Source organism: Thioclava arctica (genome assembly GCF_040892615.1).
Taxonomy (GTDB): Bacteria; Pseudomonadota; Alphaproteobacteria; order Rhodobacterales; family Rhodobacteraceae; genus Thioclava; species Thioclava arctica.
Genome location: NZ_JBFRYC010000001.1, coordinates 1 through 25143 on the forward strand (window position 1 = coordinate 1; position 25143 = coordinate 25143).

Below are 25143 nucleotides of genomic sequence, written 5' to 3' on the forward strand. Positions count from 1 at the left end.
CGCTGATGGAAGCTGTCGACGCTTGGATCCCGACGCCCGAGCGCGCCGTGGACCAGCCCTTCTTGATGCCGATCGAAGACGTGTTCTCGATCTCGGGTCGCGGCACGGTTGTGACCGGCCGTATCGAGCGCGGCGTTGTCAACGTTGGCGACGAACTGGAAATCGTTGGTATCAACGACACCAAGAAAACGACCTGCACGGGCGTGGAAATGTTCCGCAAACTGCTGGATCGTGGTGAAGCTGGCGACAACATCGGCGCACTGCTGCGCGGCATCGACCGTGAGGGCGTTGAGCGTGGTCAGGTTCTGTGTAAGCCGGGTTCGGTGAAGCCGCACACCAAGTTCGAAGCTGAGGCCTATATCCTCACCAAAGAAGAGGGTGGCCGTCACACGCCGTTCTTTGCGAACTACCGTCCGCAGTTCTACTTCCGCACCACGGACGTCACCGGCACCGTTAACCTGCCCGAGGGCACGGAAATGGTCATGCCGGGCGACAACCTGAAGTTCGAAGTCGAACTGATCGCACCGATCGCCATGGAAGACGGTCTGCGCTTCGCCATTCGCGAAGGCGGCCGCACCGTCGGCGCCGGCGTGGTGTCGAAAATCCTCGCTTGATCGAGGGGATCGGGGCCGTGTTTGCGGCCCCGAAAACCGACAGGTGACACGAATTTGGGTGGTGCGCCGCAAGGCGCGCCATTCGCTCTTGACAGACTCAGGTGAACCCCGTAGGGGACGCCTCTGATCTAGCTTAGATTAAAGGTTCGATGCAGGCGCGCATGAGGCGTCGTCTGCCTCTCAATCTTCACGCCATGCGAGAGGCATGACACATGAACGGCCAAAATATCCGTATCCGGCTCAAGGCGTTCGATTTCCGTGTGCTGGACGCCAGCACCCAAGAAATCGTTAACACCGCAAAGCGCACGGGTGCTACGGTGCGCGGGCCCATCCCGCTGCCCAACAAAATCGAGAAATTCACGGTTCTTCGCGGTCCGCACATCGACAAGAAGTCGCGCGACCAGTGGGAAATCCGTACGCATAAGCGTCTTCTCGACATCGTCGATCCGACCCCGCAAACCGTGGACGCGCTGATGAAGCTCGACCTGGCGGCTGGTGTCGACGTCGAGATCAAGGTGTAAGGAGGGTCACATGCTTCGCACTGGTATTATTGCCAAGAAGTTGGGGATGACCCGGCTTTTCCTTGAAGATGGTCGTCAGGTTCCTGTGACCGTCCTTCAACTCGACAGCTTGCAGGTTGTTGCACAGCGCACCGCCGACACGGATGGCTATACGGCCGTTCAGCTTGGCGCGGGCGAGGCGAAAGCCAAGCGCACGACCGCTGCATTGCGTGGTCACTTCGCCAAGGCGAATGTGGCCCCCAAGCGCAAGGTCGCGGAATTCCGCGTCGCTGCAGAAAACCTGATTGAAGTGGGTGAAGAAATCACCGCCGATCATTACTTCGAAGGTCAGTTCGTGGATATCGCGGGCACCTCGATCGGTAAGGGTTTCGCGGGCGCGATGAAGCGTCACAACTTCGCCGGTCTGCGCGCCACGCACGGCGTCTCGATCAGCCACCGTTCGCATGGTTCGACCGGTCAGTGTCAAGACCCGGGCAAGGTGTTCAAAGGCAAGAAGATGGCTGGCCACATGGGTGCTGCCCGCGTGACGACCCAGAACCTGCAAGTGGTGAAAACCGATGCAGATCGTGGTCTGATCATGGTCAAAGGCTCGGTTCCCGGTTCCAAAGGTGGTTGGGTGACAGTCAAGGATGCGGTCAAAAAGCCGGCATCTGAGAACATCATCTACCCGGCCGCGCTGAAATCGGCTGCCGAGGCTGCACATAAGGCTGCTGAAGCTGCTGCTGCCGCTGCCGCCGCCGAGGAAGAAGCCGCCCGTCTGGCCGCCGAAGAAGCTGCCGCCGCTGAGCAGGCTGCTGCGCTGAAAGACGCCGAAGCTTCGATCGAAGCTGACAAGGCCTCTGACGGTGAAGCTGCGCCCGAAGGAGACAAAGAATGAAACTCGATGTGATCAAGCTCGACGCCGGTAAATCCGGTTCGATCGAACTCGCCGACGAGATCTTTGGGCTCGAGCCGCGCGCCGACATCCTGCACCGTGTGGTGCGCTGGCAGCGTGCGAAAGCACAGGCTGGCACCCACTCGACGCTCGGTCGTTCGGACGTGTCCTACTCGACCAAGAAGATCTATCGCCAAAAGGGCACGGGCGGCGCACGCCACGGCTCGCGCAAGGCTCCGATCTTCCGCAAAGGTGGCGTCTATAAAGGCCCGACCCCGCGCAGCCACGCCCACGACCTGCCCAAGAAGTTCCGGGCGCTCGGTCTGAAGCATGCGCTGTCGTCCAAAGCCGCAACCGGCAATCTGATCGTTCTGGAGAACGCAGATATGGCTGGCTCCAAAACCAAGGATCTCGCGAAAGCCGCGAAGGAGTTGGGTTGGAAGCGCGTTCTGGTGATCGACGGGGCCGAGGTGAATGAAAACTTCGCCAAAGCCGCGCGCAACATCGAAGGCATCGACGTGCTGCCCTCGATGGGTGCCAATGTGTATGATATCCTTCTGCGTGACACGCTCGTGATCACGAAGGCGGGTATCGAAGCTCTGGAGGCTCGTCTGAAATGAGCAAGTCTGAAATGAGTGCGAAACCCGAACATTATGACGTGATCGTCAAGCCGATCATCACCGAGAAAGCCACGATGGCCTCGGAGCATGGTGCGGTGGTTTTCGAAGTGTCGAAAGACAGCTCGAAGCCGCAGATCAAAGAAGCCGTCGAAGTTCTCTTTGGCGTCAAGGTGAAGGCGGTTAACACCACCATCATCAAAGGCAAAACCAAGCGTTTCCGTGGCACCCCTGGTCGCCGCTCGGACGTGAAGAAAGCCTATGTGACGCTTGAAGAAGGCAATACGATCGACGTCTCCACCGGCCTGTAATCTGGTCGGACGTAAGATTTGGAAAGGCCCTCGCATTTGCGGGGGCCTTTTCGTTTGTCGGGGAGGGTAGGGGGGCTTCGGGCCAATTGCCCCCGCCCCTCACTTCTCTCGCAGGTAGCTTTCAGAGACATAGCCCCGCAGCCCGCGAGCGGCCTCAAGCGCCACGTCACACCAGCGCGTATTCCCGATCCGCTCACAATCCTTCACCCGGACCAGGGTGCCGTTGGGCAGGCCGACGATCACCTTATAGCCGATGCCCGGGCCTGCGCGCATTTTGAGCATATCCTCTCCCTTGACGCCGCGCACCTCGTAGCGTCCGCTCCAACCAGCGAGAGCGGGGGATGCAAGAAGGGTCGTGACAAGTAGCGGTGCGATCAGCGCAATCATTCGGGTTGGGATTCTGGGTTGTATGCGGGTTGGATGCATCAGTTTCTCCTGTTATGTCTTTCGCCTCAGCCGCGAGTTTGCCCGTTGCGCGTACCAAGCGCCAGTTCCGCGCGCAATCTCGTGCAAAACAAGGGCTCCCCTATAGACAGCCCCGCGCAACCCTGCTAGCTACGCGCCAGTCTCGAGGCCTCGGATTCGTTCCGGGGCCTGTGACTTTTGCATTCGGGGACCTTCGGGGCCCTACACATAAGTAGGCGGGGCAACCCGTCTCAAGCTAACGGAAGACAGAAAGCATGGCACTCAAGTCGTATAAACCGACGACGCCGGGCCAGCGTGGGCTGGTTCTGATCGACCGTTCGGAGCTTTGGAAAGGCCGTCCGGTCAAAGCCCTCACTGAGGGTTTGACCAAGACTGGTGGCCGGAACAACACCGGGCGGATCACGATGTGGCACAAAGGTGGTGGCGCAAAGCGTCTCTATCGCATCGTCGATTTCAAACGTCGCAAATTTGACATCTCGGCTACCGTCGAGCGTATCGAATACGATCCCAACCGCACGGCCTTCATCGCGCTGGTGCGCTATGAAGACAATGAGGTTGCCTACATCCTCGCGCCCCAGCGTCTTGCTTTGGGTGACCGCGTGATCGCATCGGCCAAGGCCGACGTGAAGCCCGGCAACGCAATGCCCTTCTCGGGCATGCCGATCGGGACGATTGTTCACAACGTCGAACTCAAGCCCGGCAAAGGCGGCCAGATCGCACGCGCCGCAGGCACCTATGCCCAGTTCGTGGGTCGTGACGGTGGCTACGCGCAGTTGCGTTTGTCCTCGGGCGAATTGCGTCTCGTGCGTCAGGAATGCATGGCCACCATCGGTGCCGTGTCCAACGCTGACCATAGCAACCAAAACCTCGGTAAAGCCGGTCGTAAGCGCCACATGGGCGTGCGTCCGACCGTTCGCGGTGTTGCGATGAACCCGATCGACCACCCGCATGGTGGTGGTGAAGGTCGCACTTCGGGTGGCCGTCATCCTGTGACGCCGTGGGGCAAGCCGACCAAAGGCAAGCGCACCCGCGTCAACAAGAAGACGGACCAGTACATCCTGCGTTCGCGTCACGCGAAGAAAAAGGGTCGTTAAGATATGTCTCGTTCTGTTTGGAAAGGCCCCTTCGTTGACGCCTATCTGCTGAAAAAAGCAGAGAAGTCGCGCGATTCGGGCAAAAACGATGTGATCAAGATCTGGTCGCGCCGTTCCACCATCCTGCCGCAATTCGTGGGTCTCACGTTCGCGGTTTATAACGGCCACAAGCACATCCCGGTGAACGTCACCGAGGAAATGATCGGCCAGAAATTCGGTGAATACTCACCGACCCGCACCTATTACGGGCATGCGGCTGACAAAAAAGCCAAGAGGAAGTAATCGTCATGGGTAAGGAAAAGAATCCGCGCCGCGTGGCGGACAACGAAGCAATGGCAAAAACCAAGATGCTTCGCACCTCGCCGCAAAAGCTCAACCTCGTTGCTGCGATGATCCGCGGTAAAAAGGTCGACAAAGCTCTCACCGATCTGACCTTCTCGAAGAAGCGGATCGCGGGCGACGTCAAGAAATGCCTGCAATCGGCAATCGCAAACGCTGAGAACAACCACGGCCTGGACGTGGACGAACTCGTCGTGGTCGAAGCCTGGGTTGGCAAAAACCTGGTGATGAAACGTGGCCGTCCGCGGGCACGGGGCCGTTTCGGCAAGATCATGAAGCCGTTTTCGGAAATCACCATCAAGGTGCGTCAGATCGAGGAGCAAGCGTAATGGGTCAGAAGGTCAATCCGATTGGCATGCGTCTCCAGGTCAACCGCACCTGGGATAGCCGCTGGTACGCCGACACCAAAGACTACGGCAACCTGCTGCTCGAGGATCTCAAAATCCGCGAGTTCATCCACAAGGAAGCCAAGCAGGCCGGCGTCAGCCGCGTCATCATCGAGCGTCCGCACAAGAAATGCCGTGTGACCATTCACGCTGCACGTCCGGGCGTCATCATCGGCAAGAAAGGCGCAGACATCGAGTCGCTGCGCAAGAAGCTGGCGAACTTCACCGACAGCGAACTGCACCTGAACATCGTAGAAATCCGCAAGCCGGAACTTGATGCGCAGCTGGTGGCTGAGTCGATCGCTCAGCAGCTTGAGCGTCGTGTTTCGTTCCGTCGCGCGATGAAGCGCTCGGTGCAAAACGCAATGCGCATCGGTGCACTTGGTATTCGTGTGAACGTCGCTGGCCGTCTGGGCGGCGCCGAGATCGCGCGTACCGAGTGGTATCGTGAGGGTCGCGTGCCGCTGCACACCCTGCGTGCCGATATCGACTACGCCTTGTCCGAAGCCATGACCCCTTACGGGATCATCGGGATCAAGGTGTGGATCTTCAAAGGCGAGATCATGGAACATGATCCGCAAGCTCGCGACCGCAAGCACGCTGAGGCCCAAGAGGGTCCGGCACCGCGCGGCCCGCGTCGCGATCATCGCTGAGGGAGTAGATAGTCATGCTGCAACCGAAACGGACGAAATTCCGCAAGATGCACAAAGGCCGGATTCACGGCGAAGCCAAAGGCGGCTTTGATTTGAACTTCGGTCACTTCGGCCTCAAGGCCACCGCTCCCGAGCGCGTCACGGCACGCCAGATCGAGGCGGCTCGCCGCGCGATCACGCGTCACATGAAGCGTCAGGGCCGTGTCTGGATCCGGATCTTCCCGGATACCCCGGTGACCGCGAAGCCGACCGAAGTGCGTATGGGTAAAGGTAAGGGTTCGGTCGATTACTGGGCCGCCCGCGTCAAGCCCGGCCGCGTCATGTTCGAGATCGATGGTGTGAACGAAGTGATCGCGCGCGAGGCCCTGCGCCTCGGCGCCGCGAAACTCTCGGTCGCCTGCCGCATCGTCGAGCGTCAGGACTGGTAAAGGGGCGTAGCTGCGTAAGGCAGCTACGATCCCGCATGGTGTAGGCAAAATCGCAGATTTTGGCCGGGACATGCTCCGGTTCTAATGACAGACAAACGAAAGCCCCCGTCGAGCAATCGGCGGGGGCTTTTGCGTCTGGGGAGATTGCGGCGATATAAAAGGACGTTATCAAGTCCTTCTTGCGCAATTGTTACTTGCACGCGTTCTCTGCCCGCGGGAGGTATAAGGGATAAGGGACGGAAAACATTTTGGGTAATCATATGCTTGAGAAGCTTTCGAACCTGATTGTCGATTCGAAAGAGTTCGCAATCGTGGACACGAAAGTCCATCGGTTTTGTCCATTCGAAGCCGTGGGCATGGCGCGCCAAGAAATTCGGCATTCGAACTTCCTCGCTTATTTGCTCGATCCGTCGCGTCCGCATGGGATCGGTGACGTGGCGCTTCGTGCCCTGCTGATGTCGTTGACACAGGAATTTCCAGCGGAGCGGCTGGACTATCACCTCTGTGATCTGTCGACGGCCACGGTCTGGCGGGAACGCGATAATATCGATCTGCTGATCGAGATTCCGTCGGTCAAAGGCAAGAAGGGGCTTGTCGTCGCGATTGAGGTCAAGGTCGATGCAAGCGAGCGGGAAGGCCAACTTGGGGATTACAGCAAACGTGTGGGGCACCGGTATTCCTCGGGCGAGTGGGCGCATCTGTTTTGCTTCCTGACCCCGGATGGCCGCGACGGCACGACACACAGATCGCAGACTTGGAGACGTCTGTCATTTGGCGACCTGCTTGACAGGGTTCAGGCGATGGTTTCGCGATCTGGGATTGCCGGCGAAGGCGTGAAGTTCTTTAACTACTACCACTCAATGATGAGGAGGCATGGCATAGTGAAAGGCTCGAGTGACCCGGAATTGGACCGCGCTGTGCTTGCGATCTGGACGGAACATAAAGAGGCGCTGGATTACTTGATCGACAACCGGCCCGACCCGTTCAGTGCGGTAATGCAAAAACTTGATGACCGGCAAAAAGAGTTTGCGAAATCGCTGTCCGCTGATCGTGCAGAGACGATCGCGCCCGATCAGAAATGGTCTGGGTACCGGAGGTTTACGTTCCCAAGCTTGAAAGGCGAATGCCCCGCACTGTTCGGTGCCGGAGACCACTGGGTTCCTTCGGGATCTCATCTGGCTTTGGAACTGAACCCCGAAAAAGATCAGGTCATGGTGTGTTTTGTCATTGGTCCAGAAGGCAACGGAAAGAAGTTTCGTTCATTATTGAGTGAAGAGATGGCCAAACTTCCCGGTACACCCGCCAAATATATCAAAGGCCCGAGGCATTATTGGAAGGAACCGGTGCTGACTTGGGACGACCTTGCTGAAGACCGCGATCACTATGAAATTCTCGCTGAAAAAAACCCGCGCATTCGTTGATAAACACTTCGATGACGTGACGAAGGCTGTCAGGTCAGCCTGTTCGCGTTTATCAGCGGGGGGATGAGGCGGGGACATCATCCGGGAGCATACCTCCATGCCGTGATGAGATTGGCGGAGCCAATTTCACGGTGCTTTCCCCCCCTCACTCCACCCATTTATAGTTAAAGCTCACCGAGATGCGGTCGTCCTCAGACAGGTTCATCGGGACCTCGTGGCGCAGCCAGCTTTCCCAGAGCAGGACTTCGCCGATCTCGGGTTTAACGTAGATGAAGGGTTGCAGCTCGCGCCGGGCGGATTTGATGCGGGTGGGCGCGGCCATCATCATCGCAAGGCGCGGGTCTTCGAGTTTGAGGGCTGAGGCACCCTCGGGCATGGCGACGTAGGTTGTGCCGGAAATCACTGAATGGGGGTGGATGTGCGAGGCATGGGTGCCGCCCTCGGGCAGGATGTTGATCCAGATGTCCTCCAGCACCAGCTTGCCCGCGCCGAGATCAAATTCCAGATCCTTGGCAAAGGCCGCGATATGTTTATCGAGCGCTTTCACGATGTCCTTGAAGATTGGGAAGCGCCACGGCAGGTCGGTGAGCGAAGCGTAGCTGGTATAGCCGGGGTAGTCGTTCTCCTCGCACCATTGCTGGCCGGCCTCGTCATCCTCGGCGATGGCATAGCAGGACGCCGCGAGTTCATCGGCATCGACCTTTGGCGCATAGGCTGACAGATCCGCGCGATACAGGCGGGTGGCAAAGAGCGACTCGATCTGTGATTTTGGGGCGGCTGCACCTGAGGATTTCGTACCGGCCTTCTCGATGGCTTTCGCTTCGGCCTTCTCGGCGGCTTTAGCGGGCGATTTCGATTTCGATTTGGACTTCGACATGGGAGTTTCCGAACTGATAGGGGTGGGGTTGCCCTCGTGCTTACGCCAAAGCGGGGCAAAGGCCAATGAATCCTTGCCATATCCGATTCCCTCTGTTAGATGCCGCGAGTTCCTGAAGACAGGACCGACATAACCCATCAGATCAAGGGTCACCCTAAGGGGCCCTCTGATGCCAAGAAAGGACCCGGGATGAACGCCCAAGAACTCAAGGCTAAGACGCCTGATGAGCTGAAAGACGAGCTCGTTTCGCTGAAAAAGGAAGCTTTCAACCTCCGCTTCCAGCAAGCCACCGGCCAACTCGAGAACACCGCGCGTATGCGCAAGGTTCGCCGCAACGTCGCGCGGATCAAGACCGTGTTGAACCACAAAGCTGCTGAAGCCGCGAACTAAGGAGAGCTTCCATGCCCAAACGTATCCTTCAAGGCACCGTGACCTCGGACAAAAACAACCAAACCATCACGGTTTCGGTTGAGCGCCGCTTCACGCATCCGGTTCTCAAAAAGACGATCCGGAAATCCAAGAAATACCGCGCCCATGACGCGGCTAACCAATTCAAGACCGGTGACATTGTTCGCATCGAAGAATGTGCACCGATCTCGAAGACCAAGCGTTGGACGGTCGTCACGGCCTAACGGCCAAGACGAGCGTTCAGCTCAATCGAAACCCTGGGGCCCCTGTCTGCACGGGCGTCCCCATAGGTCGGGAGAAACCTAAATGATCCAGATGCAGACCAATCTGGATGTTGCTGACAACTCCGGCGCTCGCCGAGTTCAGTGCATCAAGGTCCTGGGTGGTTCGCACCGTCGCTACGCGTCGGTTGGCGATGTCATCGTCGTTTCCGTTAAGGAAGCCATCCCGCGCGGCCGCGTAAAGAAAGGTGACGTCCGTAAGGCCGTCGTCGTACGCACCGCCAAAGAAGTTCGTCGTGAAGATGGTACCGCCATCCGCTTCGACCGCAACGCTGCCGTCATCCTTGGCAACAATGGTGAGCCGGTCGGTACCCGTATCTTCGGGCCGGTCGTGCGCGAGCTGCGTGCAAAGAACTTCATGAAGATCATCTCGCTTGCTCCGGAGGTGCTGTAATGGCTGCTAAGCTCCGTAAAGGTGACAAGGTCATCGTGCTTGCCGGCAAAGACAAAGGTAAGCAGGGGGAAATCACCTCTGTCTCGCCCAAAGCTGGCAAAGCAGTCGTGGCAGACGTGAACGTCTCCATCCGTCACACCCGTCAGACCCAGACCGAACAGGGTGGTCGCCAGCCTAAGGCTATGCCGATCGCACTGTCGAACCTGTCGCTGATGGACAAGAATGGCAAAGCCACCCGCGTTGGCTTCCGTGAGGAAGACGGCAAGAAAGTGCGTTTCGCCAAGACCACTGGGGAGGCGATCTGATGCTCGATCAAGCAAGCTATACGCCGCGCCTGAAGGCCGCTTATACCGACCAGATTCGCGCCGCGATGAAAGAAGAGTTCGGCTATAAGAACGACATGCAAATCCCGCGTCTGGACAAGATCGTCCTGAACATGGGTGTTGGCGAGGCCGTCAAGGACACCAAGAAGGTCAAGCAAGCCGCCGAGGAGCTGACGCTCATCGCTGGTCAAAAGGCCGTCATGACCATGGCGAAAAAGTCGATCGCTGGTTTCCGCGTTCGGGAAGAAATGCCGCTGGGCTGTAAAGTCACGCTGCGTGGCGACCGGATGTATGAATTCCTCGACCGCCTGATCAACGTTGCAATGCCGCGCGTGCGCGACTTCCGTGGCGTGAAGCCGTCCTTTGATGGTCGTGGCAACTTTGCCATGGGCCTGAAAGAACAGATCGTGTTCCCCGAAATCGACTTTGATAAAGTCGACGAAGTGCTGGGCATGGACATCATCATCTGCACCACGTCCAACGTGGATGCCGAAGCGAAGGCGCTGTTGAAACTTTTCAACATGCCGTTCAACAGCTGATCGCGGGGAGAGAGATTAATGGCTAAAAAATCCATGGTTGCGCGCGAAGTGAAGCGTCAAAAACTGGTCAAACAGTATGCGACGAAGCGCGCCGCGCTCAAGGTAATCATCGCGGATCAAGAACGTCCGATGGAAGAGCGTTTTAAAGCGTCTCTGAAACTCGCCGAACTGCCCCGCAACTCGTCGGCTGTTCGCCTTCACAACCGTTGTGAACTGACAGGCCGCCCCCACGCTTACTATCGTAAGCTTAAACTCTCGCGGATCATGCTGCGCGAACTGGCCTCCTACGGTCAGATCCCCGGCATGGTAAAGTCGAGCTGGTAAGGGAGACCGAGATATGTCTATGAACGATCCTCTCGGCGATATGCTGACCCGCATCCGCAACGCGCAAATGCGCGGCAAATCCACCGTCCGCACGCCGGCCTCCAAGCTTCGCGCTTGGGTTCTCGATGTGCTTCAGGACGAGGGCTATATTCGCGGATATGAAGCCGCTTCGAATGCCGCAGGGCACCCGGAGCTTGAAATCAGCCTGAAATACTACGAAGGCACCCCCGTTATTCGTGAGCTCAAGCGCGTGTCGACCCCCGGTCGTCGTGTGTATATGGGCGCGAAGGATGTGCCGACGGTTCGTCAGGGTCTTGGCGTTTCCATCGTCTCGACGTCTAAAGGTGTGATGTCTGACGCGGCCGCACGCACTGCCAATGTTGGCGGTGAAGTGCTCTGCACCGTGTTCTAAGGAGGGCTCAATGTCTCGTATTGGTAAAAAACCGGTCGAGCTTCCCAGCGGCGTTACGGCGTCTCTGTCGGGCCAGACCATCGAAGTGAAGGGTGCCAAGGGCACCCGCACATTCACCGCCACGGATGACGTGACCTTCACGATTGAAGAGAACGCCATCAAAATCACGCCGCGCGGCTCGTCCAAGCGTGCGCGCCAGCAGTGGGGTATGGCCCGCTCGCAGGTTGCGAACCTTGTGCAGGGCGTCACCGAGGGTTTCAAGAAAGAGCTTGAAATCCAAGGCGTCGGTTATCGTGCACAGATGCAGGGCAATGTCCTGAAACTGTCGCTCGGTTACTCGCACGAAGTGAACTTCGAGGTTCCGCAAGGGGTAACCGTTACGGCCCCCAAGCAGACCGAAATCGTTGTGGAAGGTATCGACCAGCAGCAGGTGGGCCAAGTTGCGGCCAACATCCGCGAGTGGCGCGCACCCGAGCCCTATAAGGGCAAAGGTATTCGCTACAAGGGCGAGTATGTCTTCCGCAAAGAAGGCAAGAAGAAGTAAGGGGCGCAAAAATGGCAAACAGCAAAAGAGATCTGTTCCTCAAGCGCCGCCTGCGCGTCCGGAACAAACTGCGCAAGATGGCCGCTGGTCGCGCCCGTCTTTCGGTGCACCGTTCGAACAAGAACATCAGCGTTCAGCTGATCGACGACGTGAACGGTGTGACGTTGGCTTCGGCTTCGACGCTCGAAAAGGATTTCGGTGTCGTGGGCAAGAACAACGTCGAAGCAGCCACCAAAATCGGTGCTGCTATCGCCGAGCGTGCCAAGAAAGCCGGTGTCGAAGCTTGTTATTTCGACCGCGGCGGCTTCCTCTTTCACGGCAAAATCAAGGCTTTGGCCGATGCTGCGCGTGAAGGTGGCTTGAAGTTCTAAGAACCGGTGGGGGACGTTCGCGTCCCCCCGATGATCCGGGGGCGTCCCTGTGGCGGCCCACTTGGATTGGATAAATTGGCGTGCAAGCGCGCCATCTTGAAAGGAATTGCCTCATGGCAGAACGTGATAACCGTCGGGGCCGCCAAGACCGCGACGAGACTCCGGAATTCGCAGATCGCTTGGTTGCGATCAACCGCGTTTCCAAAACCGTTAAAGGTGGTAAGCGCTTCGGCTTTGCTGCTCTCGTCGTTGTTGGCGATCAGCGCGGCCGCGTCGGTTTCGGCAAGGGTAAGGCCAAAGAGGTCCCCGAGGCGATCCGCAAGGCGACTGAATCCGCCAAGCGCAACATGATGCGCGTGCCGCTGCGTGACGGTCGCACCCTGCACCACGATATCGAGGGCCGTCACGGCGCTGGTAAAGTGGTCATGCGGACCGCTCCGGCTGGTACCGGGATCATCGCCGGTGGTCCGATGCGTGCCGTGTTCGAGATGCTCGGTGTTCAGGACGTTGTTGCGAAGTCGATCGGCTCGCAGAACCCCTATAACATGATCCGTGCCACGCTCGACGGTCTTGGCAAAGAGGCCAGCCCCCGTCAGGTGGCCGCGCGTCGTGGCAAGAAAGTCGCCGACATCCTCAAGAAACCCGACGCTGAGGCACCCGCCGCAGCTGCGGAAGCGTAAGGAGAGCGAGACATGGCTAAAACTATCGTAGTCAAACAGATCGGCTCGCCGATCCGTCGCCCCGCGATCCAGGCTGCGACCCTCAAAGGTCTGGGCCTGAACAAGATGAACCGCACCCGCGAGCTTGAAGACACCCCCGCCGTGCGCGGCATGGTCGCCAAGATCCCGCACATGGTGAAGATCATCGAAGAGCGCGGCTGAGCGTCAAGCTTAGTTTGGTAAAGATAAAGACGCCCCGGTTGGAAGACCGGGGCGTCTTTTTATGCGACACTGAAAAGGGAGGGGAAGCCCTTGCTGCAGCGGGGCATCTTTGCGATGACCATTCAGGGGCGTTGCTCTTTCCCCATGTGGTTTTTCAGTTGAGGCGGTGATTTGGATTTCTCGGTTGTGATGCGCGAATTTGTCACTTTGCTGGTCGTGGTCGATCCTATCGGCACGCTCCCGGTGTTCTATTTCGCGACGCGCCGTGTGCCCGAAGCGTTGCATTGGCGCTTTGCCGTGCGCGCGGTGCTGGTCGCGGCCTTGGTGCTGCTGGTGTTTCTCCTCTTCGGTCAGATCGTGATTGAGGCGATTGGACTGCGTCTTGGCTCGTTTCAGGTGGCGGGCGGAATCGTGCTGTTCCTCTTTGCGCTGACGATGATCTTCGGTGAGCCGAAATCAATGCGCGAAATCGAAGAGGCCGAGCGCGATCATCTCTCTAACGCCGTCTTTCCGCTGGCGATCCCCTCGATTGCCTCGCCTGGCGCGATGCTGGCGGTGGTGATCCTGACCGACAATCACCGCAACACGATTTCCGATCAGATGATAACGGGGGCGCTGCTGCTGGTCGTGCTGGCGCTGACGCTGGTGCTGCTGCTGCTGGCCAAGCCCTTGAAGCGGTTGATCGGCAATACCGGGGCGAATGTGGTCAGCCGGGTGATGGGGATCATCCTTGCGACCGTGGCGGTGGATTCGGTGCTCAACGGGCTTGAGGCGGTGGGCCTGCTGTCACTGACAACAAACTAAGTCGCCTGCCCTCTGTGGGCCTTGATCGCGCGGGGCAGAGGCTCTATACGCACGCGGTGGCCCTGTGGCCGCATCAGAATCAATCACGAATAGCCGTGTCCCACCCAAACGCTTCGATGGTGGTGTTCCGGCAAGGAGAAGCGACATGAAACTGCATGAACTAAGCGACAATCCCGGCGCTGCGAAAAAAGCCAAGCGCGTTGCGCGTGGTCCCGGTTCGGGCAAAGGCAAGATGGCTGGCCGTGGTATCAAGGGTCAGAAATCGCGTTCCGGTGTGGCTCTGAACGGTTACGAAGGCGGCCAGATGCCGCTCTATCGCCGTTTGCCCAAGCGTGGCTTTACGCCGCCGAATGCAAAGAAATTCAACGTGGTGAACCTCGGCCAGATCGAACGTTTCATCTCCGAAGGCAAACTCGATGGCAAAGCCGAGATCACCGAAGACGCGCTGATCGCGTCGGGTCTCGTGCGTCGCAAGCTGGATGGCGTGCGCGTGTTGGCCAAGGGTGAGATCACCTCGAAAGTCACGATCACGGTCACCGGTGCTTCGAAATCCGCGATTGAAGCGGTCGAAAAGGCTGGCGGCAAGATCACGGTGGCGACCGCTGCCGAATAAGCTGTTGTGAGCGGGCGCGCGCCCGATTACACAGTCTTAGTTTTCCAAGGCGCCGCCCGACCGGGAAACGGTCTGGCGGCTGCTTACATGAAAGAGACAGGCATATGGCATCTGCTGCAGAGCAAATGGCGGCGAACCTGAGCTGGGACGCCCTGGGCAAAGCCACTGAGCTTCGCCAGCGCATCTTCTTCACTATCGGTTTGCTGATCATCTACCGTTTGGGCACCTACATTCCGGTCCCCGGCATCGACGCGCAGGCGCTGCGCGACTTCATGCAAAGCGCGGGCTCTGGCCTGGGTGGCGTGTTGTCGATGTTCACTGGCGGCGCGTTGGGGCGGATGGGCGTATTCGCGCTTGGCATCATGCCCTACATTTCGGCCTCGATCATCATTCAGCTGCTGACCGCCTTGGTCCCCGCGCTGGAGCAGATGAAGAAAGAGGGCGAGCAGGGCCGCAAAAAGATCAACCAGATCACGCGCTATTCGACCGTGGCGCTGGCGACGTTCCAAGCCTGGGGTCTGGCCGTAAGCCTTGAAAAAGGCGATCTGGCGCATGATCCGGGGCTGTTCTTTATCGCAGCGGTGGTGATTACGCTGGTGGGCGGCACGATGTTCTTGATGTGGGTGGGTGAGCAGATCACCGCACGCGGCATCGGTAACGGCATCTCGCTGATCATCTTCACCGGTATCGTGGCCGAAATCCCCGCAGCCCTTGCGCGCTTCCTCGAGCAGGGCCGGGCGGGTGCAATTTCGACCCCGGTGATCTTGGGTGTGATCTTGATGATCGCGGTGGTGATCACCTTCGTGGTGTTCATGGAACGCGCCTTGCGCAAGATCCATATTCAGTATCCGCGCCGCCAGGTTGGCATGAAGGTCTATGACGGTGGCTCCAGCCACCTGCCGATCAAGGTCAACCCTGCGGGCGTCATTCCGGCGATCTTTGCATCGTCCTTGCTGCTGCTGCCGACCACGATCGCGACCTTCTCGGGCGCCAATACCGGCCCGATCATGTCGACGGTTCTGGCCTATTTCGGGCCCGGTCAGCCGCTCTATCTGCTGTTCTACGTCGCGATGATTGTGTTCTTTGCCTATTTCTACACCGCCAACGTGTCGTTCAAATCCGACGAGGTGGCTGAGAACCTGAAGAACCAAGGTGGCTTTGTGCCCGGCATTCGTCCCGGCAAAAAGACCGAGGAATATCTCGATTACGTTGTCTCGCGCATTCTGATGATCGGCGCTGGCTATCTGGCGGCTGTCTGTCTGCTGCCCGAGATCCTGCGCTCGCAACTCTCGATCCCGTTCTATTTCGGCGGCACCTCGGTGCTGATCGTCGTGTCGGTTGCGATGGATACGATCAACCAGATCCAGTCGCATCTGTTGGCCCACCAATATGAGGGGCTGATCGAGCGCTCGCAACTGCGGGGCCGTGGAAAGAAAAAAGGGCCGCGCAAGCCGCCCGCACGCCGCTAATTCGAGATTTCGGGGATACAGACGATGACCAATATCATCCTTTTGGGGCCACCCGGCGCAGGCAAGGGCACCCAAGCCCGCCGTTTGGTCGAAGAACGCGGCATGGTGCAGCTTTCAACCGGCGACATGCTGCGCGAGGCCAAGGACTCGGGCACCGAGATGGGCAACAAAGTGGCCGAGGTGATGGCCAAGGGCCAGCTTGTGACCGATGAGATCGTGATCGGGCTGATCGAAGAGAAACTGGCTGCCGATGGGGGCGCGGGGTTCATCTTTGACGGCTTCCCGCGCACCTTGGGGCAGGCCGATGCGCTGGGGCGGTTGCTCGCGCGGATGGGCCAAAAGCTGGATGCGGTGATCGAGATGCAGGTCGATGACGAAGCCCTCGTCAGCCGCATCACCGGGCGCTATACCTGTGGCGACTGCGGCGAGGTTTATCACGACGAAACCAAGCCGACGAAAGAATCGGGCAAATGCGATGTTTGCGGGTCGAGCAATCTCAAACGGCGCGCCGATGACAACGCAGACAGCCTGCGCACACGGTTGATGGAATACTATAAAAAGACTTCACCGTTGATTGGCTATTACTATCACGCTGGCGAATTGTTCCAGATTGATGGTCTCGCCGAAATGAACGCGGTTGGCGATGCTATCTCACGTGTTCTCGATCAGCAGAACTAAACTGTTAAACAAAGCTTGACCCTGCGGGCGTTTGCCTCTAGGTCACGGCGTCCCTTATCAGAATCATTTCCGTTTACGGAAGATTCTTTGGGAGAGTGATCACGGGCCCGAAGCGCCAGTTTCGGGCCTTGTGTTGTGAAAAAAGGTTCTGGGATCACGGAACCGCAACGAAAGGATAAACGCTTTGGCACGTATTGCTGGCGTCAACATTCCGACCGGGAAACGCGTCCCGATCGCACTCACCTACATCACCGGAATCGGTCAACACACGGCGCGTCAAATCTGCGAAGCCGTTGGCATCGATTCGACCCGTCGCGTCAACGAACTGTCGGACGGCGAAGTGCTTGCCATCCGTGAGCATATCGACGCCAACCTGACCGTCGAAGGCGATCTGCGTCGTGAGACCCAGATGAACATCAAGCGTCTGATGGACTTGGGCTGCTATCGCGGTCTGCGCCATCGTCGCAACCTGCCCGTGCGCGGCCAGCGCACCCATACCAATGCGCGCACGCGCAAGGGCCCGGCGAAAGCTATCGCTGGCAAGAAGAAGTAAGGGGAGGCAGGACAGATGGCTCGTGAAAAAGTTCGCGCTAAGCGCAAGGAACGCAAGAACATCGCCACTGGCGTTGTGCATGTGAATTCGTCGTTCAACAACACCAAGATCTTGATTTCGGACGTGCAGGGCAACGCGATTTCGTGGAGCTCGGCTGGCACGATGGGTTTCAAAGGCTCGCGTAAATCGACGCCTTATGCAGCCCAGATGGCGGCAGAAGATGCAGCCAAAAAGGCGCAGGATCACGGTCTCAAGACCGTTGATGTCGAAGTTCAAGGCCCCGGTTCGGGTCGTGAATCGGCACTGCGCGCGCTGGCGGCTGTTGGTCTGCAAGTGACCTCGATCCGCGACGTTACGCCGATCGCACATAACGGTTGCCGCCCGCCGAAGCGCCGCCGCGTCTAATCTACACTTTAGCGGCTGGGCCGTGCGGTTAGCCCGCGCGGCCCAGGCGTGTTTTTCGGTTTTTTCCTCGGGCGTCCCGACTTTGGACATGGGTCTGGGACAAGTATGGAGGCAAACGCATGATCCACAAGAATTGGGCCGAATTGATCAAGCCCACGCAGCTTGACGTGAAGCCGGGCAATGACCCGCTGCGCCAGGCGACCATTATTGCAGAACCGCTGGAGCGTGGCTTTGGCCTGACGCTGGGCAACGCGCTGCGTCGCGTTCTGCTCAGCTCGCTGCAAGGGGCTGCGATCACCAGCGTTCAGATCGACAACGTGCTGCACGAGTTCTCGTCCGTGCCCGGTGTGCGTGAAGACGTGACCGATATCGTGCTGAACCTCAAAGGCGTGGCGCTGCGCATGGATGTGGAAGGGCCCAAGCGCCTCTCGATCTCTGCCAAAGGGCCGGGCGTGGTCACCGCAGGCGACATCACCGAGACCTCTGGCATCGAAGTGCTCAACAAAGAGCACGTGATCTGCCACCTCGACGACGGCGCTGACCTGTTCATGGAATTGACCGTGAACACGGGCAAGGGCTATGTCGCCGCTGACAAGAACCGTCCGGAAGATGCGCCGATCGGGTTGATCCCGATTGATGCGATCTACTCGCCGGTCAAGAAGGTCGCCTACGAAGTCCACCCGACCCGCGAAGGTCAGGTTCTCGACTATGACCGTCTGACGATGAAAGTCGAAACCGATGGCTCGCTGTCGGCCGATGACGCGGTGGCTTTCGCTGCGCGCATTCTGCAAGACCAGCTGTCGATCTTCGTCAACTTCGACGAGCCGGAATCGGCAGGCAAGCAAGACGCGGATGACGGTCTCGAGTTCAACCCGCTTCTGCTGAAGAAAGTGGACGAGCTGGAATTGTCGGTGCGTTCGGCCAACTGCCTCAAGAACGACAATATCGTGTATATCGGCGATCTGATCCAGAAAACCGAAGCCGAGATGCTGCGCACCCCGAACTTCGGGCGCAAGTCGCTCAACGAGATCAAGGAAGTGCTTTCGGGCATGGGGCTGCATCTCGGAATGGAAGTCGAAGATTGGCCGCCAGAGAACATCGAAGACCTGGCCAAGCGTTTCGAAGACCAGTTCTGATTGACGAATGCGGGGGGCCGGGTTAAACGGCCCCCTGAAAATGCCCGGACCTGCCGGGGAAGATCTGGGTCGCAAGGCCCCAAGGTGAGCCGGTGACACGCATCGCTGGCCTGACAAAGCAAAACGCAAGATTTGGAGAATTCACATGCGTCACGCCCGCGGCTATCGCCGCCTGAACCGCACCCATGAGCACCGCAAGGCGCTGTTTGCCAACATGGCTGGCTCGTTGATCGAGCATGAGCAGATCAAAACGACTCTGCCCAAAGCCAAAGAACTGCGCCCGGTGATCGAAAAACTGATCACGCTTGCCAAGCGCGGCGATCTGCACGCACGTCGTCAGGCTGCCAGCCAGCTCAAGCAAGATCAGTATGTCGCGAAACTGTTCGAAATCCTCGGCCCGCGCTACAAAGAGCGTCAGGGCGGTTATGTTCGCGTTCTCAAGGCGGGCTTCCGCTATGGCGACATGGCCCCGATGGCGATCATCGAATTCGTGGACCGCGACCCGGCCGCCAAAGGCAAGGCTGACAAAGCCCGCGTCGAAGCCGAAGAAGCCGCAGCCGACTAAGTCCTGCGCTTTCGGCCACGTTTCGGCTGCCTAAAAAATTAGCTTATTTGAGAACCCGCCCTTATCGGCGGGTTTTCTTTTGATTTTATGACGAATTGCCCTAGAAATGGCGAAGTTTACCGTGAACTTTAGGGGCAGCTTGCACTTTCCTTACGCGCGTGGATTGAGTACTCGTATAAAAGAAACGTGAAAAAAATCGGAACGATACACTTTAAAGTTGACCGAATTTTCCTCAACCTGTCTAAAAAGATATGTCGATACAGAGCAGAATCGATCTGAAGCTAAAAGAGCTGGGCCGTTTGGCGCCACTCGGGTATTTTGTGGGATTGCATATCCGCTTTACGGCCCCGCTAATGACGTTCCAGACCTATAGTAAGGCTTGGTTGGATCATTACACTGAAAACGGGTTTGTGCTGCGCGATCCTATGACAGCCTGGGGGTTTTCTTCGAACGGCTCGATCCGATGGAGTGATCCGGGTCTTCCAGATCCGTTTCTTCTTTTTGTCGAGGCGCGTAAATTCGGCCTCAAGTTCGGGTGCACGATTTCCTGTGGCCCGATAAAATCCCGCACAATCGCAAGTTTCGCGCGTGACGACCGGGAATATACAGACGAAGAGATCGCGTCGCTGCAAGATATCGTGTGCGAGTTGCACGGTTTCACCCAGCCTCCCGAAAACCTGACGAAAGCCCAGATCGAGGCCCTGCGCTGTGTTGCTGGGGGCGATCGACACGCGGCGGCAGCCGCAAAACTTGGGATTTCTGAAAGCGCCCTCAAGGCGCGGCTGAATTCGGTGCGAGTGCGGTTAATGGCCAGAACAACGGCCGAAGCCATACAACGCGCAAAAGATTTTAGACTGCTTTAGTGCCTGTCGCCCTCCGCTCGGCTGTTTAACCAACCAACCCTGCAGGAGGAAGACATGCAGACCACCACACTTTCGTTCGACAATTTCCACAACCATGGCACGTTGTTTGCCAATATGCTTCGTGCCCGGCGTGAGCTGTTTATTGTTCAGAACAAATGGGACCTGCCCGAAGCGATGGGTATGGAATACGACCAATACGACACCCCTGCGAGCCGCTGGGTCGTCGTGCATGATGAGCTGGGCAAGGTGCTGGCGGGCAACCGTTTGACGCCGACCACCACGAAATGCGGCATCTACACCTATATGATCCGCGACGCTCAGCGCGGGCTATTGGCCACCATCCCCTCGAACCTTCTTTATGACGAGGCCCCGGTGTCCGAAACGGTTTGGGAGAGTTCGCGTCTGTTCGTGGCCCATGACGTGCCCGCCGGGATCCGGCGACGGGTGCACGCCAAGCTGGTGATGGAGATCGGCAGCGCCGCGCGGCGTCTGGGCGCGCGTTCGGCTCTGACCTTGCTCAATGCCAATTGGCCGCGTTGGGCGGGGCGTGTCGGGGTTGATATGACCGCGATGGGCCCGGTGATGGAAATCGACGGGATCAACAATCAGGTCGTGTCGATGGACTTCTCGCAAAACCTGCACTGAGATTGCTTGCCATTCCCCCGCGCGACTGCTCGCGCGGGGGCTTCCCCCGGCTGCCCGCAGGCACTAGATTGCGGCCCTATGGCCGATCTATTCGATACCCCCTCAAATACCCCCTCCGACGTTCCACAGGCTTCGCGCCCGCTGGCCGATCGAATCCGTCCGCGCGCGCTGTCCGAGGTGATCGGGCAAGAGCAGGTGCTGGGCCCCGATGCGCCGCTGGGGGCGATGCTGGCGGCGGGCTCGCTAGGGTCGCTGATCCTGTGGGGGCCGCCCGGCGTGGGCAAGACTACGATCGCGCGGTTATTGGCGGATGCGTCCGATCGGGCCTTCGTGCAGATTTCCGCGATTTTCACCGGCGTGCCCGATCTGCGTAAAGTGTTCGAGGCCGCCAAGCTGCGCCGTCAACAAGGGCGCGGCACGCTGTTATTCGTCGATGAGATCCACCGTTTCAACAAGGCCCAGCAAGACAGTTTCCTGCCTCATATGGAAGACGGCACGATTCTTTTGGTCGGGGCGACAACCGAAAACCCCAGCTTTGAGTTGAACGCCGCTGTGCTGTCGCGCGCGCAGGTGATGATCCTTGAGCGGCTTAATTTGGCCGATCTCGAACGCCTCGCGCAGCGCGCAGAAAAGGCGCTGGAGCGTGCGCTACCGCTAACCGGCCCGGCGCGTGAGGCACTGCTGGAGATGGCCGATGGCGATGGTCGCGCGTTGCTGAACCTGATCGAGCAGGTGGCAGCGTGGAAGCTTGCCGCGCCGCTGGATACCGATGCGCTGTCCACGCGGCTGATGAAGCGCGCGGCGAAATACGACAAGTCGGGCGATGAGCATTACAACCTGATCTCGGCTTTGCATAAATCGGTGCGCGGGAGCGACCCGGATGCCGCGCTGTATTGGTTCGCGCGTATGCTCGAGGGCGGCGAAGACCCGCGCTTTCTGGCGCGTCGCCTGACCCGCATGGCGCTCGAAGATATCGGCCTGGCCGATCCACAGGCGCAGGTCTTGAGCATCGACGCGTGGAACACCTACGAACGCCTTGGCAGCCCCGAGGGCGAATTGGCACTGGCGCAACTGGTGCTTTATCTTGCGCTCGCGCCGAAATCGAATGCGGGCTATGTCGCCTATAAGGCGGCGCGCGCGGCGGCCAAGCAGACCGGTTCCGAACCGCCGCCCAAACATATCCTGAACGCGCCGACCAAGCTGATGGAAAGTCAGGGGTTCGGTGCAGGCTATCAATATGACCATGATTCCGAAGACGGCTTTTCGGGGCAGAACTTTTTCCCCGAGACAATGAAACGCCCGGTGCTGTATCAGCCCGTCGAGCGCGGCTTTGAACGTGAGTTGAAAAAGCGGCTCGATTGGTTCGCCAAGCAGCGCACACGCCGCCAAACTTGACATTTGCCGCCCCCTTCGGTCCAAGGGCGGCAAAGGAGACATCCATGCTGACAACGGTTTTGCAGGTGGCGCTTGGGGGCGCGATTGGGGCTTCGGGGCGCTATCTGGTAGGGGTCGGGATGATGCGCGGCTTTGGGGCGCATAGCTTTCCGCTGGGCGTAATCACCGTCAATATCATTGGCTCGTTCCTGATGGGCGCGCTGGTGGTGTTTCTGGGCGATAAACAACTGACGCATTGGAACGCATTGCTCGCGACCGGGGTGCTGGGCGGGTTTACGACGTTTTCGTCTTTCTCGCTTGAGGCGTATCGCCTGATCGAGCGGGGCAATGTCTCGCTTGCGGCGCTTTATGTCGCGCTGTCGGTGGGGGCGGGCCTGCTGGGTCTTGTCGCGGGTGTGCATGTTATGAGGACAATATTATGAGCGGTGTGCAGCAGATCGAAGTCACCGAGGCCGAGGGCGAGCAGCGCCTTGATCGCTTTCTCAAGCGGCGGTTTTCGCAACTAAGCCAAGGCATGATCGAAAAGATGTGCCGCAAGGGCGATCTGCGCGTCGATGGCGGGCGGGTCAAGGCCAACACGCGGGTCGCGCCCGGCCAAACCATCCGCGTGCCGCCGATCCCCGATGCCCCGCCGCCGATCGACGTGGAGGGTATCTCTGAGGCCGACGCGCAGTTCATCCAAGGCTGCGTGCTGTGGAAAGACGAACATATCATCGCGCTGAATAAACCCGCCGGGCTGCCCAGTCAGGGTGGCTCGGGGCAGGGCAATCGCCATGTGGATGGGCTCGCCGAGGCGCTGCTGTTTGGCTACAAGGACAAGCCCAAGCTGGTGCATCGTCTGGATAAGGACACCTCGGGCGTGCTGCTGCTGGCACGCACCGACCGGGTCGCGCGCCGCCTGTCCGAGGCGTTTCGGTCCAAGACCACCCGCAAGATCTATTGGGCGGCGGTCGCCGGTGTGCCCAACCCGAAAATGGGCACGGTGCGCTTTGGTCTGGTCAAGGCGCCGGGGCATGGGCGCGGCGGCGAGGGCGAAAAGATGCATTGCATCCATCCCTCCAAGGTCGATCAGACCGAAAATGCCAAGCGCGCGACGACTGATTATGCGGTGCTCGATGCGTTGGGAACACGCGCGGCTTGGGTCGCACTGGTGCCGATCACCGGGCGCACCCATCAGCTGCGCGCCCATATGGCCGAGATCGGGCACCCGATTGTGGGCGACGGAAAATATGGCGGCTCGGGGCAGGAAAATCTGGGCGATGGCTGGGGCGCGCAACTGGGCGGAGAGATCAGCCGCAAGCTGCATCTGCACGCCCGCCAGATCAGTTTCGACCACCCCGTCAGCGGTAAGCGGATCACGCTGGTCGCGCCGATGCCCGATCACATGAAGCGCACTTGGAAAACGCTGGGCTGGAACGAGCGCGACGTGCCTGCCGATCCGTTTGAGGATCTCGCATGAAGCTGGCGATCTTTGACGTCGACGGCACGATTTCCGACAGCCAGACCCATATCACCCATGCGATGGGGATGGGGTTTGAGGCGGCGGGGCTGGCGGCTCCTGCGGCCTCGGCAGTGTTGCAGATCGTGGGACTGTCGCTGCCCGTTGCGGTGGCCCGCCTTGCGCCGGAACTGGATGGCGACACGCAGGCCCGCATCGTCGAGGGCTATAAGCACAGCTATATGACCGCGCGCGCGGCCGACCCTGCGCCGCTCTATCCTGGTGCGGCGGCATTGCTGCATCGCTTGGCGACGCGCGACGACATGCTGCTGGCGGTCGCCACGGGAAAATCGCGCCGGGGCTTGCGCGCGCTGATCGAGCATCACGGTCTAAACGGGCTGTTTGTCAGCTTGCAAACGGCTGATGATCACCCCTCCAAACCGCACCCTTCGATGATCGCCACCGCGCTGGCCGAGGCGGGGGTCGGGGCAGGGGACGCGGTGATGATCGGCGATACCAGCTATGATATCGAGATGGGCCGGGCGGCGGGCGTGGCCACGATTGGCGTGCGCTGGGGCTATCATCCGGGCGTCGAGCTAGAGGCCGCGGGCGCACATCGGATGGTGGATGATTTTGACGCGCTCGAGGCCGCACTGGTCGCACATTGGGAGATACCTGCATGAGCGAATGGGCCGCAAAACGGTTTTGGAAAGAAGCCTCGGTGGATGAGGGCGCGCAGGATTTCGGCGTTACGCTGGATGGCCGCCCGCTGCGCACCCCCGCCAAGGCAGAGCTGCGCGTGCCAAGCAGCGCCATGGCGCAGGCGATCGCCGCTGAATGGGACGCCCAAGACGGTGTGATCCGCCCCGAAACGATGCCCGTCACCCGCTCGGCCAATGCCGCGATTGACAAGGTTGCGGTGCAGTTCGACGAGGTGGTCGATTTGCTGGCCGAGTATGGCGGCACCGATCTGCTGTGCTACCGTGCTCAAAGCCCCGAGGAGCTGGTGGCGCGTCAGGCGCAGGCTTGGGATGCGCTGCTCAATTGGGCAGCAGATGAATATGGCGTGCAGCTTGTCGTCACATCGGGCGTGATCCCGGTGGATCAAGACGCCGCCGCGCTGGCGCGGTTGCGCGGCGAACTGGCCGCGATGAGCCCCTTCGCGCTGGCGGCGATGCATGATCTGATTTCGCTGACCGGCTCGTTGATTCTCGGCCTTGCCGTAGCGCGCGGTCGGCTGGAGGCGCAAAAAGCGTGGGAACTGTCGCGCCTTGATGAAACGTGGCAACGCGAACTGTGGGGCGCGGATGACGAGGCCGATGCGCTGGCGTCCCTGAAATGTGAGGCGCTGTTACACGCCGCGCGATTCTGGACTCTCGCCCATTCGTGAGCTCTCGCGATTTTGTCAACGATGAGGAATGCGCCTTTTTCAAAGGCCATTGCTGATCAAATGTGCATTTGTCCTCACGGAAATTGGAAAGCGGCCTTGACCTTCTTTCAATATATGGACCACACTTTCGTTACTATGTGTCATCGTACAC

The 25143-nt window shown here is 59.2% G+C and carries 39 protein-coding genes; 37 read left to right on the forward strand and 2 right to left on the reverse strand.

What is annotated here, in order from left to right; translation table 11 throughout:
• From AB4874_RS00005 to AB4874_RS00025, 5 genes are all read left to right on the forward strand, one after another.
• A partial coding sequence (locus AB4874_RS00005; protein ID WP_368390495.1) for an EF-Tu C-terminal domain-related protein occupies positions 1 to 614 on the forward strand: 614 nt, incomplete at its 5' end.
• Positions 615 to 826: 212 nt separating this feature from the next.
• Positions 827 to 1135: a 30S ribosomal protein S10 gene (gene rpsJ, locus AB4874_RS00010; protein WP_038130254.1), complete on the forward strand. Its 309-nt coding sequence runs from the start codon at positions 827 to 829 to the stop codon at positions 1133 to 1135.
• Positions 1136 to 1145: 10 nt separating this feature from the next.
• Positions 1146 to 2012, forward strand: coding sequence for a 50S ribosomal protein L3 (rplC, locus tag AB4874_RS00015; protein WP_295533070.1), 867 nt, complete (start codon positions 1146 to 1148; stop codon positions 2010 to 2012).
• Positions 2009 to 2629 (forward strand): 50S ribosomal protein L4, encoded by a 621-nt coding sequence (gene rplD, locus AB4874_RS00020; protein WP_368390496.1) that lies wholly within the window; start codon positions 2009 to 2011, stop codon positions 2627 to 2629. Before rplC ends, rplD begins: the two co-directional genes overlap by 4 nt.
• 11 nt (positions 2630 to 2640) lie before the next feature.
• Entirely contained in the window at positions 2641 to 2937 is a 297-nt protein-coding gene (locus tag AB4874_RS00025) for a 50S ribosomal protein L23 (protein WP_295533176.1), read from the forward strand.
• 99 nt (positions 2938 to 3036) lie between these two features.
• Here AB4874_RS00025 and AB4874_RS00030 read toward each other — a convergent pair whose 3' ends face one another.
• Entirely contained in the window at positions 3037 to 3363 is a 327-nt protein-coding gene (locus AB4874_RS00030; protein WP_368390497.1) for an SH3 domain-containing protein, read from the reverse strand.
• Between the two features lie 254 nt (positions 3364 to 3617).
• Between AB4874_RS00030 and rplB the strand changes: the two genes are divergently transcribed.
• The 6 genes from rplB to AB4874_RS00060 all read left to right on the forward strand — a co-directional run bounded on the left by rplB (position 3618) and on the right by AB4874_RS00060 (position 7684).
• Positions 3618 to 4457, forward strand: coding sequence for a 50S ribosomal protein L2 (gene rplB / locus AB4874_RS00035; protein WP_038130259.1), 840 nt, complete (start codon positions 3618 to 3620; stop codon positions 4455 to 4457).
• Between the two features lie 3 nt (positions 4458 to 4460).
• A complete protein-coding gene (gene rpsS / locus AB4874_RS00040) occupies positions 4461 to 4739 on the forward strand; it encodes a 30S ribosomal protein S19 (RefSeq protein ID WP_295533067.1) in 279 nt (92 codons plus the stop codon).
• Positions 4740 to 4744: 5 nt separating this feature from the next.
• Positions 4745 to 5125, forward strand: a complete 381-nt coding sequence (gene rplV, locus AB4874_RS00045) for a 50S ribosomal protein L22 (protein WP_038130262.1) — start codon at positions 4745 to 4747, stop codon at positions 5123 to 5125.
• Entirely contained in the window at positions 5125 to 5835 is a 711-nt protein-coding gene (rpsC, locus tag AB4874_RS00050; protein WP_038130264.1) for a 30S ribosomal protein S3, read from the forward strand. Before rplV ends, rpsC begins: the two co-directional genes overlap by 1 nt.
• Before the next feature lie 14 nt (positions 5836 to 5849).
• Entirely contained in the window at positions 5850 to 6263 is a 414-nt protein-coding gene (gene rplP, locus AB4874_RS00055) for a 50S ribosomal protein L16 (protein WP_295533066.1), read from the forward strand.
• Between the two features lie 260 nt (positions 6264 to 6523).
• Entirely contained in the window at positions 6524 to 7684 is a 1161-nt protein-coding gene (locus AB4874_RS00060; protein ID WP_368390498.1) for a PDDEXK-like family protein, read from the forward strand.
• A gap of 145 nt (positions 7685 to 7829) precedes the next feature.
• Here the strand turns inward: AB4874_RS00060 and AB4874_RS00065 are convergent, their stop codons facing one another.
• Entirely contained in the window at positions 7830 to 8561 is a 732-nt protein-coding gene (locus AB4874_RS00065) for a 2OG-Fe(II) oxygenase family protein (protein WP_368390499.1), read from the reverse strand.
• Between the two features lie 189 nt (positions 8562 to 8750).
• On the opposite strand from AB4874_RS00065, the gene rpmC reads away from it, so the two are divergent.
• From rpmC to AB4874_RS00195, 26 genes are all read left to right on the forward strand, one after another.
• Positions 8751 to 8951 carry a 50S ribosomal protein L29 gene (rpmC, locus tag AB4874_RS00070; RefSeq protein WP_038130271.1) on the forward strand — a complete coding sequence of 67 codons (201 nt, stop codon included), beginning with the start codon at positions 8751 to 8753 and terminating at the stop codon, positions 8949 to 8951.
• An 11-nt stretch (positions 8952 to 8962) separates the two neighbouring features.
• On the forward strand, positions 8963 to 9193 hold the full coding sequence (rpsQ, locus tag AB4874_RS00075) for a 30S ribosomal protein S17 (RefSeq protein ID WP_038130273.1): 231 nt from the start codon (positions 8963 to 8965) through the stop codon (positions 9191 to 9193).
• A gap of 82 nt (positions 9194 to 9275) precedes the next feature.
• Positions 9276 to 9644 carry a 50S ribosomal protein L14 gene (gene rplN, locus AB4874_RS00080; protein ID WP_295536884.1) on the forward strand — a complete coding sequence of 123 codons (369 nt, stop codon included), beginning with the start codon at positions 9276 to 9278 and terminating at the stop codon, positions 9642 to 9644.
• Positions 9644 to 9949: a 50S ribosomal protein L24 gene (gene rplX / locus AB4874_RS00085; RefSeq protein WP_295536881.1), complete on the forward strand. Its 306-nt coding sequence runs from the start codon at positions 9644 to 9646 to the stop codon at positions 9947 to 9949. Before rplN ends, rplX begins: the two co-directional genes overlap by 1 nt.
• Positions 9949 to 10506, forward strand: coding sequence for a 50S ribosomal protein L5 (gene rplE / locus AB4874_RS00090; RefSeq protein ID WP_295536880.1), 558 nt, complete (start codon positions 9949 to 9951; stop codon positions 10504 to 10506). The genes rplX and rplE overlap by 1 nt, the downstream gene beginning before the upstream one ends.
• Positions 10507 to 10524: 18 nt before the next feature.
• The gene (gene rpsN, locus AB4874_RS00095) at positions 10525 to 10830 is read left to right on the forward strand and encodes a 30S ribosomal protein S14 (RefSeq protein WP_295536879.1); all 306 of its coding nucleotides are present in this window, start codon (positions 10525 to 10527) and stop codon (positions 10828 to 10830) included.
• A gap of 13 nt (positions 10831 to 10843) precedes the next feature.
• On the forward strand, positions 10844 to 11242 hold the full coding sequence (rpsH, locus tag AB4874_RS00100; RefSeq protein WP_295536877.1) for a 30S ribosomal protein S8: 399 nt from the start codon (positions 10844 to 10846) through the stop codon (positions 11240 to 11242).
• A 10-nt stretch (positions 11243 to 11252) separates the two neighbouring features.
• Positions 11253 to 11786, forward strand: a complete 534-nt coding sequence (gene rplF / locus AB4874_RS00105) for a 50S ribosomal protein L6 (protein ID WP_295536876.1) — start codon at positions 11253 to 11255, stop codon at positions 11784 to 11786.
• An 11-nt stretch (positions 11787 to 11797) separates the two neighbouring features.
• On the forward strand, positions 11798 to 12157 hold the full coding sequence (gene rplR / locus AB4874_RS00110; protein ID WP_295536873.1) for a 50S ribosomal protein L18: 360 nt from the start codon (positions 11798 to 11800) through the stop codon (positions 12155 to 12157).
• 113 nt (positions 12158 to 12270) lie between these two features.
• A complete protein-coding gene (rpsE, locus tag AB4874_RS00115; RefSeq protein ID WP_295536872.1) occupies positions 12271 to 12837 on the forward strand; it encodes a 30S ribosomal protein S5 in 567 nt (188 codons plus the stop codon).
• 12 nt (positions 12838 to 12849) lie between these two features.
• Positions 12850 to 13038 carry a 50S ribosomal protein L30 gene (rpmD, locus tag AB4874_RS00120; protein ID WP_038130290.1) on the forward strand — a complete coding sequence of 63 codons (189 nt, stop codon included), beginning with the start codon at positions 12850 to 12852 and terminating at the stop codon, positions 13036 to 13038.
• A gap of 189 nt (positions 13039 to 13227) precedes the next feature.
• Positions 13228 to 13842 (forward strand): MarC family protein, encoded by a 615-nt coding sequence (locus AB4874_RS00125; RefSeq protein WP_368390855.1) that lies wholly within the window; start codon positions 13228 to 13230, stop codon positions 13840 to 13842.
• A 145-nt stretch (positions 13843 to 13987) separates the two neighbouring features.
• Positions 13988 to 14455, forward strand: coding sequence for a 50S ribosomal protein L15 (rplO, locus tag AB4874_RS00130; RefSeq protein WP_295536868.1), 468 nt, complete (start codon positions 13988 to 13990; stop codon positions 14453 to 14455).
• A gap of 104 nt (positions 14456 to 14559) precedes the next feature.
• Positions 14560 to 15924: a preprotein translocase subunit SecY gene (secY, locus tag AB4874_RS00135; RefSeq protein WP_295536866.1), complete on the forward strand. Its 1365-nt coding sequence runs from the start codon at positions 14560 to 14562 to the stop codon at positions 15922 to 15924.
• A 24-nt stretch (positions 15925 to 15948) separates the two neighbouring features.
• Complete coding sequence (locus AB4874_RS00140; RefSeq protein ID WP_368390500.1) at positions 15949 to 16602, forward strand: adenylate kinase; 654 nt, start codon at positions 15949 to 15951, stop codon at positions 16600 to 16602.
• A 184-nt stretch (positions 16603 to 16786) separates the two neighbouring features.
• A complete protein-coding gene (gene rpsM, locus AB4874_RS00145; RefSeq protein WP_295536864.1) occupies positions 16787 to 17155 on the forward strand; it encodes a 30S ribosomal protein S13 in 369 nt (122 codons plus the stop codon).
• Positions 17156 to 17170: 15 nt separating this feature from the next.
• Positions 17171 to 17560 (forward strand): 30S ribosomal protein S11, encoded by a 390-nt coding sequence (rpsK, locus tag AB4874_RS00150; RefSeq protein ID WP_295536862.1) that lies wholly within the window; start codon positions 17171 to 17173, stop codon positions 17558 to 17560.
• Between the two features lie 119 nt (positions 17561 to 17679).
• Positions 17680 to 18696, forward strand: coding sequence for a DNA-directed RNA polymerase subunit alpha (locus tag AB4874_RS00155; RefSeq protein WP_295536860.1), 1017 nt, complete (start codon positions 17680 to 17682; stop codon positions 18694 to 18696).
• A gap of 145 nt (positions 18697 to 18841) precedes the next feature.
• Positions 18842 to 19261 carry a 50S ribosomal protein L17 gene (rplQ, locus tag AB4874_RS00160; protein ID WP_295536859.1) on the forward strand — a complete coding sequence of 140 codons (420 nt, stop codon included), beginning with the start codon at positions 18842 to 18844 and terminating at the stop codon, positions 19259 to 19261.
• 251 nt (positions 19262 to 19512) lie between these two features.
• A complete protein-coding gene (locus AB4874_RS00165; protein WP_295536857.1) occupies positions 19513 to 20124 on the forward strand; it encodes a helix-turn-helix transcriptional regulator in 612 nt (203 codons plus the stop codon).
• 54 nt (positions 20125 to 20178) lie between these two features.
• Positions 20179 to 20769: an acyl-homoserine-lactone synthase gene (locus AB4874_RS00170; RefSeq protein ID WP_295536855.1), complete on the forward strand. Its 591-nt coding sequence runs from the start codon at positions 20179 to 20181 to the stop codon at positions 20767 to 20769.
• A 78-nt stretch (positions 20770 to 20847) separates the two neighbouring features.
• Positions 20848 to 22164, forward strand: a complete 1317-nt coding sequence (locus AB4874_RS00175; protein WP_368390501.1) for a replication-associated recombination protein A — start codon at positions 20848 to 20850, stop codon at positions 22162 to 22164.
• Between the two features lie 44 nt (positions 22165 to 22208).
• Positions 22209 to 22586, forward strand: a complete 378-nt coding sequence (gene crcB, locus AB4874_RS00180; RefSeq protein WP_295536851.1) for a fluoride efflux transporter CrcB — start codon at positions 22209 to 22211, stop codon at positions 22584 to 22586.
• The gene (locus AB4874_RS00185) at positions 22583 to 23623 is read left to right on the forward strand and encodes an RluA family pseudouridine synthase (protein ID WP_368390502.1); all 1041 of its coding nucleotides are present in this window, start codon (positions 22583 to 22585) and stop codon (positions 23621 to 23623) included. The genes crcB and AB4874_RS00185 overlap by 4 nt, the downstream gene beginning before the upstream one ends.
• The gene (locus AB4874_RS00190) at positions 23620 to 24285 is read left to right on the forward strand and encodes an HAD-IA family hydrolase (RefSeq protein ID WP_368390503.1); all 666 of its coding nucleotides are present in this window, start codon (positions 23620 to 23622) and stop codon (positions 24283 to 24285) included. The genes AB4874_RS00185 and AB4874_RS00190 overlap by 4 nt, the downstream gene beginning before the upstream one ends.
• Positions 24282 to 24992 carry an ATP12 family chaperone protein gene (locus AB4874_RS00195; RefSeq protein WP_368390504.1) on the forward strand — a complete coding sequence of 237 codons (711 nt, stop codon included), beginning with the start codon at positions 24282 to 24284 and terminating at the stop codon, positions 24990 to 24992. Before AB4874_RS00190 ends, AB4874_RS00195 begins: the two co-directional genes overlap by 4 nt.
• The last annotated feature ends 151 nt before the right edge of the window (positions 24993 to 25143 follow it).

What these genes read in the sequence shown, in the direction of transcription:
- AB4874_RS00025 (WP_295533176.1), top strand. Translation starts at nt 2,641, where the DNA reads ATGAGTGCGAAACCCGAACATTATGACGTGATCGTCAAGCCGATCATC.
- rplF (WP_295536876.1), top strand. Translation starts at nt 11,253, where the DNA reads ATGTCTCGTATTGGTAAAAAACCGGTCGAGCTTCCCAGCGGCGTTACG.
- rpsH (WP_295536877.1), top strand. Translation starts at nt 10,844, where the DNA reads ATGTCTATGAACGATCCTCTCGGCGATATGCTGACCCGCATCCGCAAC.
- rpsN (WP_295536879.1), top strand. Translation starts at nt 10,525, where the DNA reads ATGGCTAAAAAATCCATGGTTGCGCGCGAAGTGAAGCGTCAAAAACTG.
- AB4874_RS00170 (WP_295536855.1), top strand. Translation starts at nt 20,179, where the DNA reads ATGCAGACCACCACACTTTCGTTCGACAATTTCCACAACCATGGCACG.
- rplV (WP_038130262.1), top strand. Translation starts at nt 4,745, where the DNA reads ATGGGTAAGGAAAAGAATCCGCGCCGCGTGGCGGACAACGAAGCAATG.
- rpmD (WP_038130290.1), top strand. Translation starts at nt 12,850, where the DNA reads ATGGCTAAAACTATCGTAGTCAAACAGATCGGCTCGCCGATCCGTCGC.
- AB4874_RS00165 (WP_295536857.1), top strand. Translation starts at nt 19,513, where the DNA reads ATGTCGATACAGAGCAGAATCGATCTGAAGCTAAAAGAGCTGGGCCGT.
- AB4874_RS00030 (WP_368390497.1), bottom strand. Translation starts at nt 3,363, where the DNA reads ATGCATCCAACCCGCATACAACCCAGAATCCCAACCCGAATGATTGCG.
- AB4874_RS00065 (WP_368390499.1), bottom strand. Translation starts at nt 8,561, where the DNA reads ATGTCGAAGTCCAAATCGAAATCGAAATCGCCCGCTAAAGCCGCCGAG.
- rplX (WP_295536881.1), top strand. Translation starts at nt 9,644, where the DNA reads ATGGCTGCTAAGCTCCGTAAAGGTGACAAGGTCATCGTGCTTGCCGGC.
- rplB (WP_038130259.1), top strand. Translation starts at nt 3,618, where the DNA reads ATGGCACTCAAGTCGTATAAACCGACGACGCCGGGCCAGCGTGGGCTG.
- crcB (WP_295536851.1), top strand. Translation starts at nt 22,209, where the DNA reads ATGCTGACAACGGTTTTGCAGGTGGCGCTTGGGGGCGCGATTGGGGCT.
- rplE (WP_295536880.1), top strand. Translation starts at nt 9,949, where the DNA reads ATGCTCGATCAAGCAAGCTATACGCCGCGCCTGAAGGCCGCTTATACC.
- rplR (WP_295536873.1), top strand. Translation starts at nt 11,798, where the DNA reads ATGGCAAACAGCAAAAGAGATCTGTTCCTCAAGCGCCGCCTGCGCGTC.
- AB4874_RS00125 (WP_368390855.1), top strand. Translation starts at nt 13,228, where the DNA reads ATGCGCGAATTTGTCACTTTGCTGGTCGTGGTCGATCCTATCGGCACG.
- rplQ (WP_295536859.1), top strand. Translation starts at nt 18,842, where the DNA reads ATGCGTCACGCCCGCGGCTATCGCCGCCTGAACCGCACCCATGAGCAC.
- rpsS (WP_295533067.1), top strand. Translation starts at nt 4,461, where the DNA reads ATGTCTCGTTCTGTTTGGAAAGGCCCCTTCGTTGACGCCTATCTGCTG.
- rpsC (WP_038130264.1), top strand. Translation starts at nt 5,125, where the DNA reads ATGGGTCAGAAGGTCAATCCGATTGGCATGCGTCTCCAGGTCAACCGC.
- rplC (WP_295533070.1), top strand. Translation starts at nt 1,146, where the DNA reads ATGCTTCGCACTGGTATTATTGCCAAGAAGTTGGGGATGACCCGGCTT.
- AB4874_RS00195 (WP_368390504.1), top strand. Translation starts at nt 24,282, where the DNA reads ATGAGCGAATGGGCCGCAAAACGGTTTTGGAAAGAAGCCTCGGTGGAT.
- AB4874_RS00190 (WP_368390503.1), top strand. Translation starts at nt 23,620, where the DNA reads ATGAAGCTGGCGATCTTTGACGTCGACGGCACGATTTCCGACAGCCAG.
- rpmC (WP_038130271.1), top strand. Translation starts at nt 8,751, where the DNA reads ATGAACGCCCAAGAACTCAAGGCTAAGACGCCTGATGAGCTGAAAGAC.
- AB4874_RS00140 (WP_368390500.1), top strand. Translation starts at nt 15,949, where the DNA reads ATGACCAATATCATCCTTTTGGGGCCACCCGGCGCAGGCAAGGGCACC.
- rpsE (WP_295536872.1), top strand. Translation starts at nt 12,271, where the DNA reads ATGGCAGAACGTGATAACCGTCGGGGCCGCCAAGACCGCGACGAGACT.
- rpsJ (WP_038130254.1), top strand. Translation starts at nt 827, where the DNA reads ATGAACGGCCAAAATATCCGTATCCGGCTCAAGGCGTTCGATTTCCGT.
- AB4874_RS00155 (WP_295536860.1), top strand. Translation starts at nt 17,680, where the DNA reads ATGATCCACAAGAATTGGGCCGAATTGATCAAGCCCACGCAGCTTGAC.
- rpsK (WP_295536862.1), top strand. Translation starts at nt 17,171, where the DNA reads ATGGCTCGTGAAAAAGTTCGCGCTAAGCGCAAGGAACGCAAGAACATC.
- secY (WP_295536866.1), top strand. Translation starts at nt 14,560, where the DNA reads ATGGCATCTGCTGCAGAGCAAATGGCGGCGAACCTGAGCTGGGACGCC.
- rplD (WP_368390496.1), top strand. Translation starts at nt 2,009, where the DNA reads ATGAAACTCGATGTGATCAAGCTCGACGCCGGTAAATCCGGTTCGATC.
- rplO (WP_295536868.1), top strand. Translation starts at nt 13,988, where the DNA reads ATGAAACTGCATGAACTAAGCGACAATCCCGGCGCTGCGAAAAAAGCC.
- AB4874_RS00060 (WP_368390498.1), top strand. Translation starts at nt 6,524, where the DNA reads ATGCTTGAGAAGCTTTCGAACCTGATTGTCGATTCGAAAGAGTTCGCA.
- AB4874_RS00185 (WP_368390502.1), top strand. Translation starts at nt 22,583, where the DNA reads ATGAGCGGTGTGCAGCAGATCGAAGTCACCGAGGCCGAGGGCGAGCAG.
- rplP (WP_295533066.1), top strand. Translation starts at nt 5,850, where the DNA reads ATGCTGCAACCGAAACGGACGAAATTCCGCAAGATGCACAAAGGCCGG.
- rplN (WP_295536884.1), top strand. Translation starts at nt 9,276, where the DNA reads ATGATCCAGATGCAGACCAATCTGGATGTTGCTGACAACTCCGGCGCT.
- rpsQ (WP_038130273.1), top strand. Translation starts at nt 8,963, where the DNA reads ATGCCCAAACGTATCCTTCAAGGCACCGTGACCTCGGACAAAAACAAC.
- AB4874_RS00175 (WP_368390501.1), top strand. Translation starts at nt 20,848, where the DNA reads ATGGCCGATCTATTCGATACCCCCTCAAATACCCCCTCCGACGTTCCA.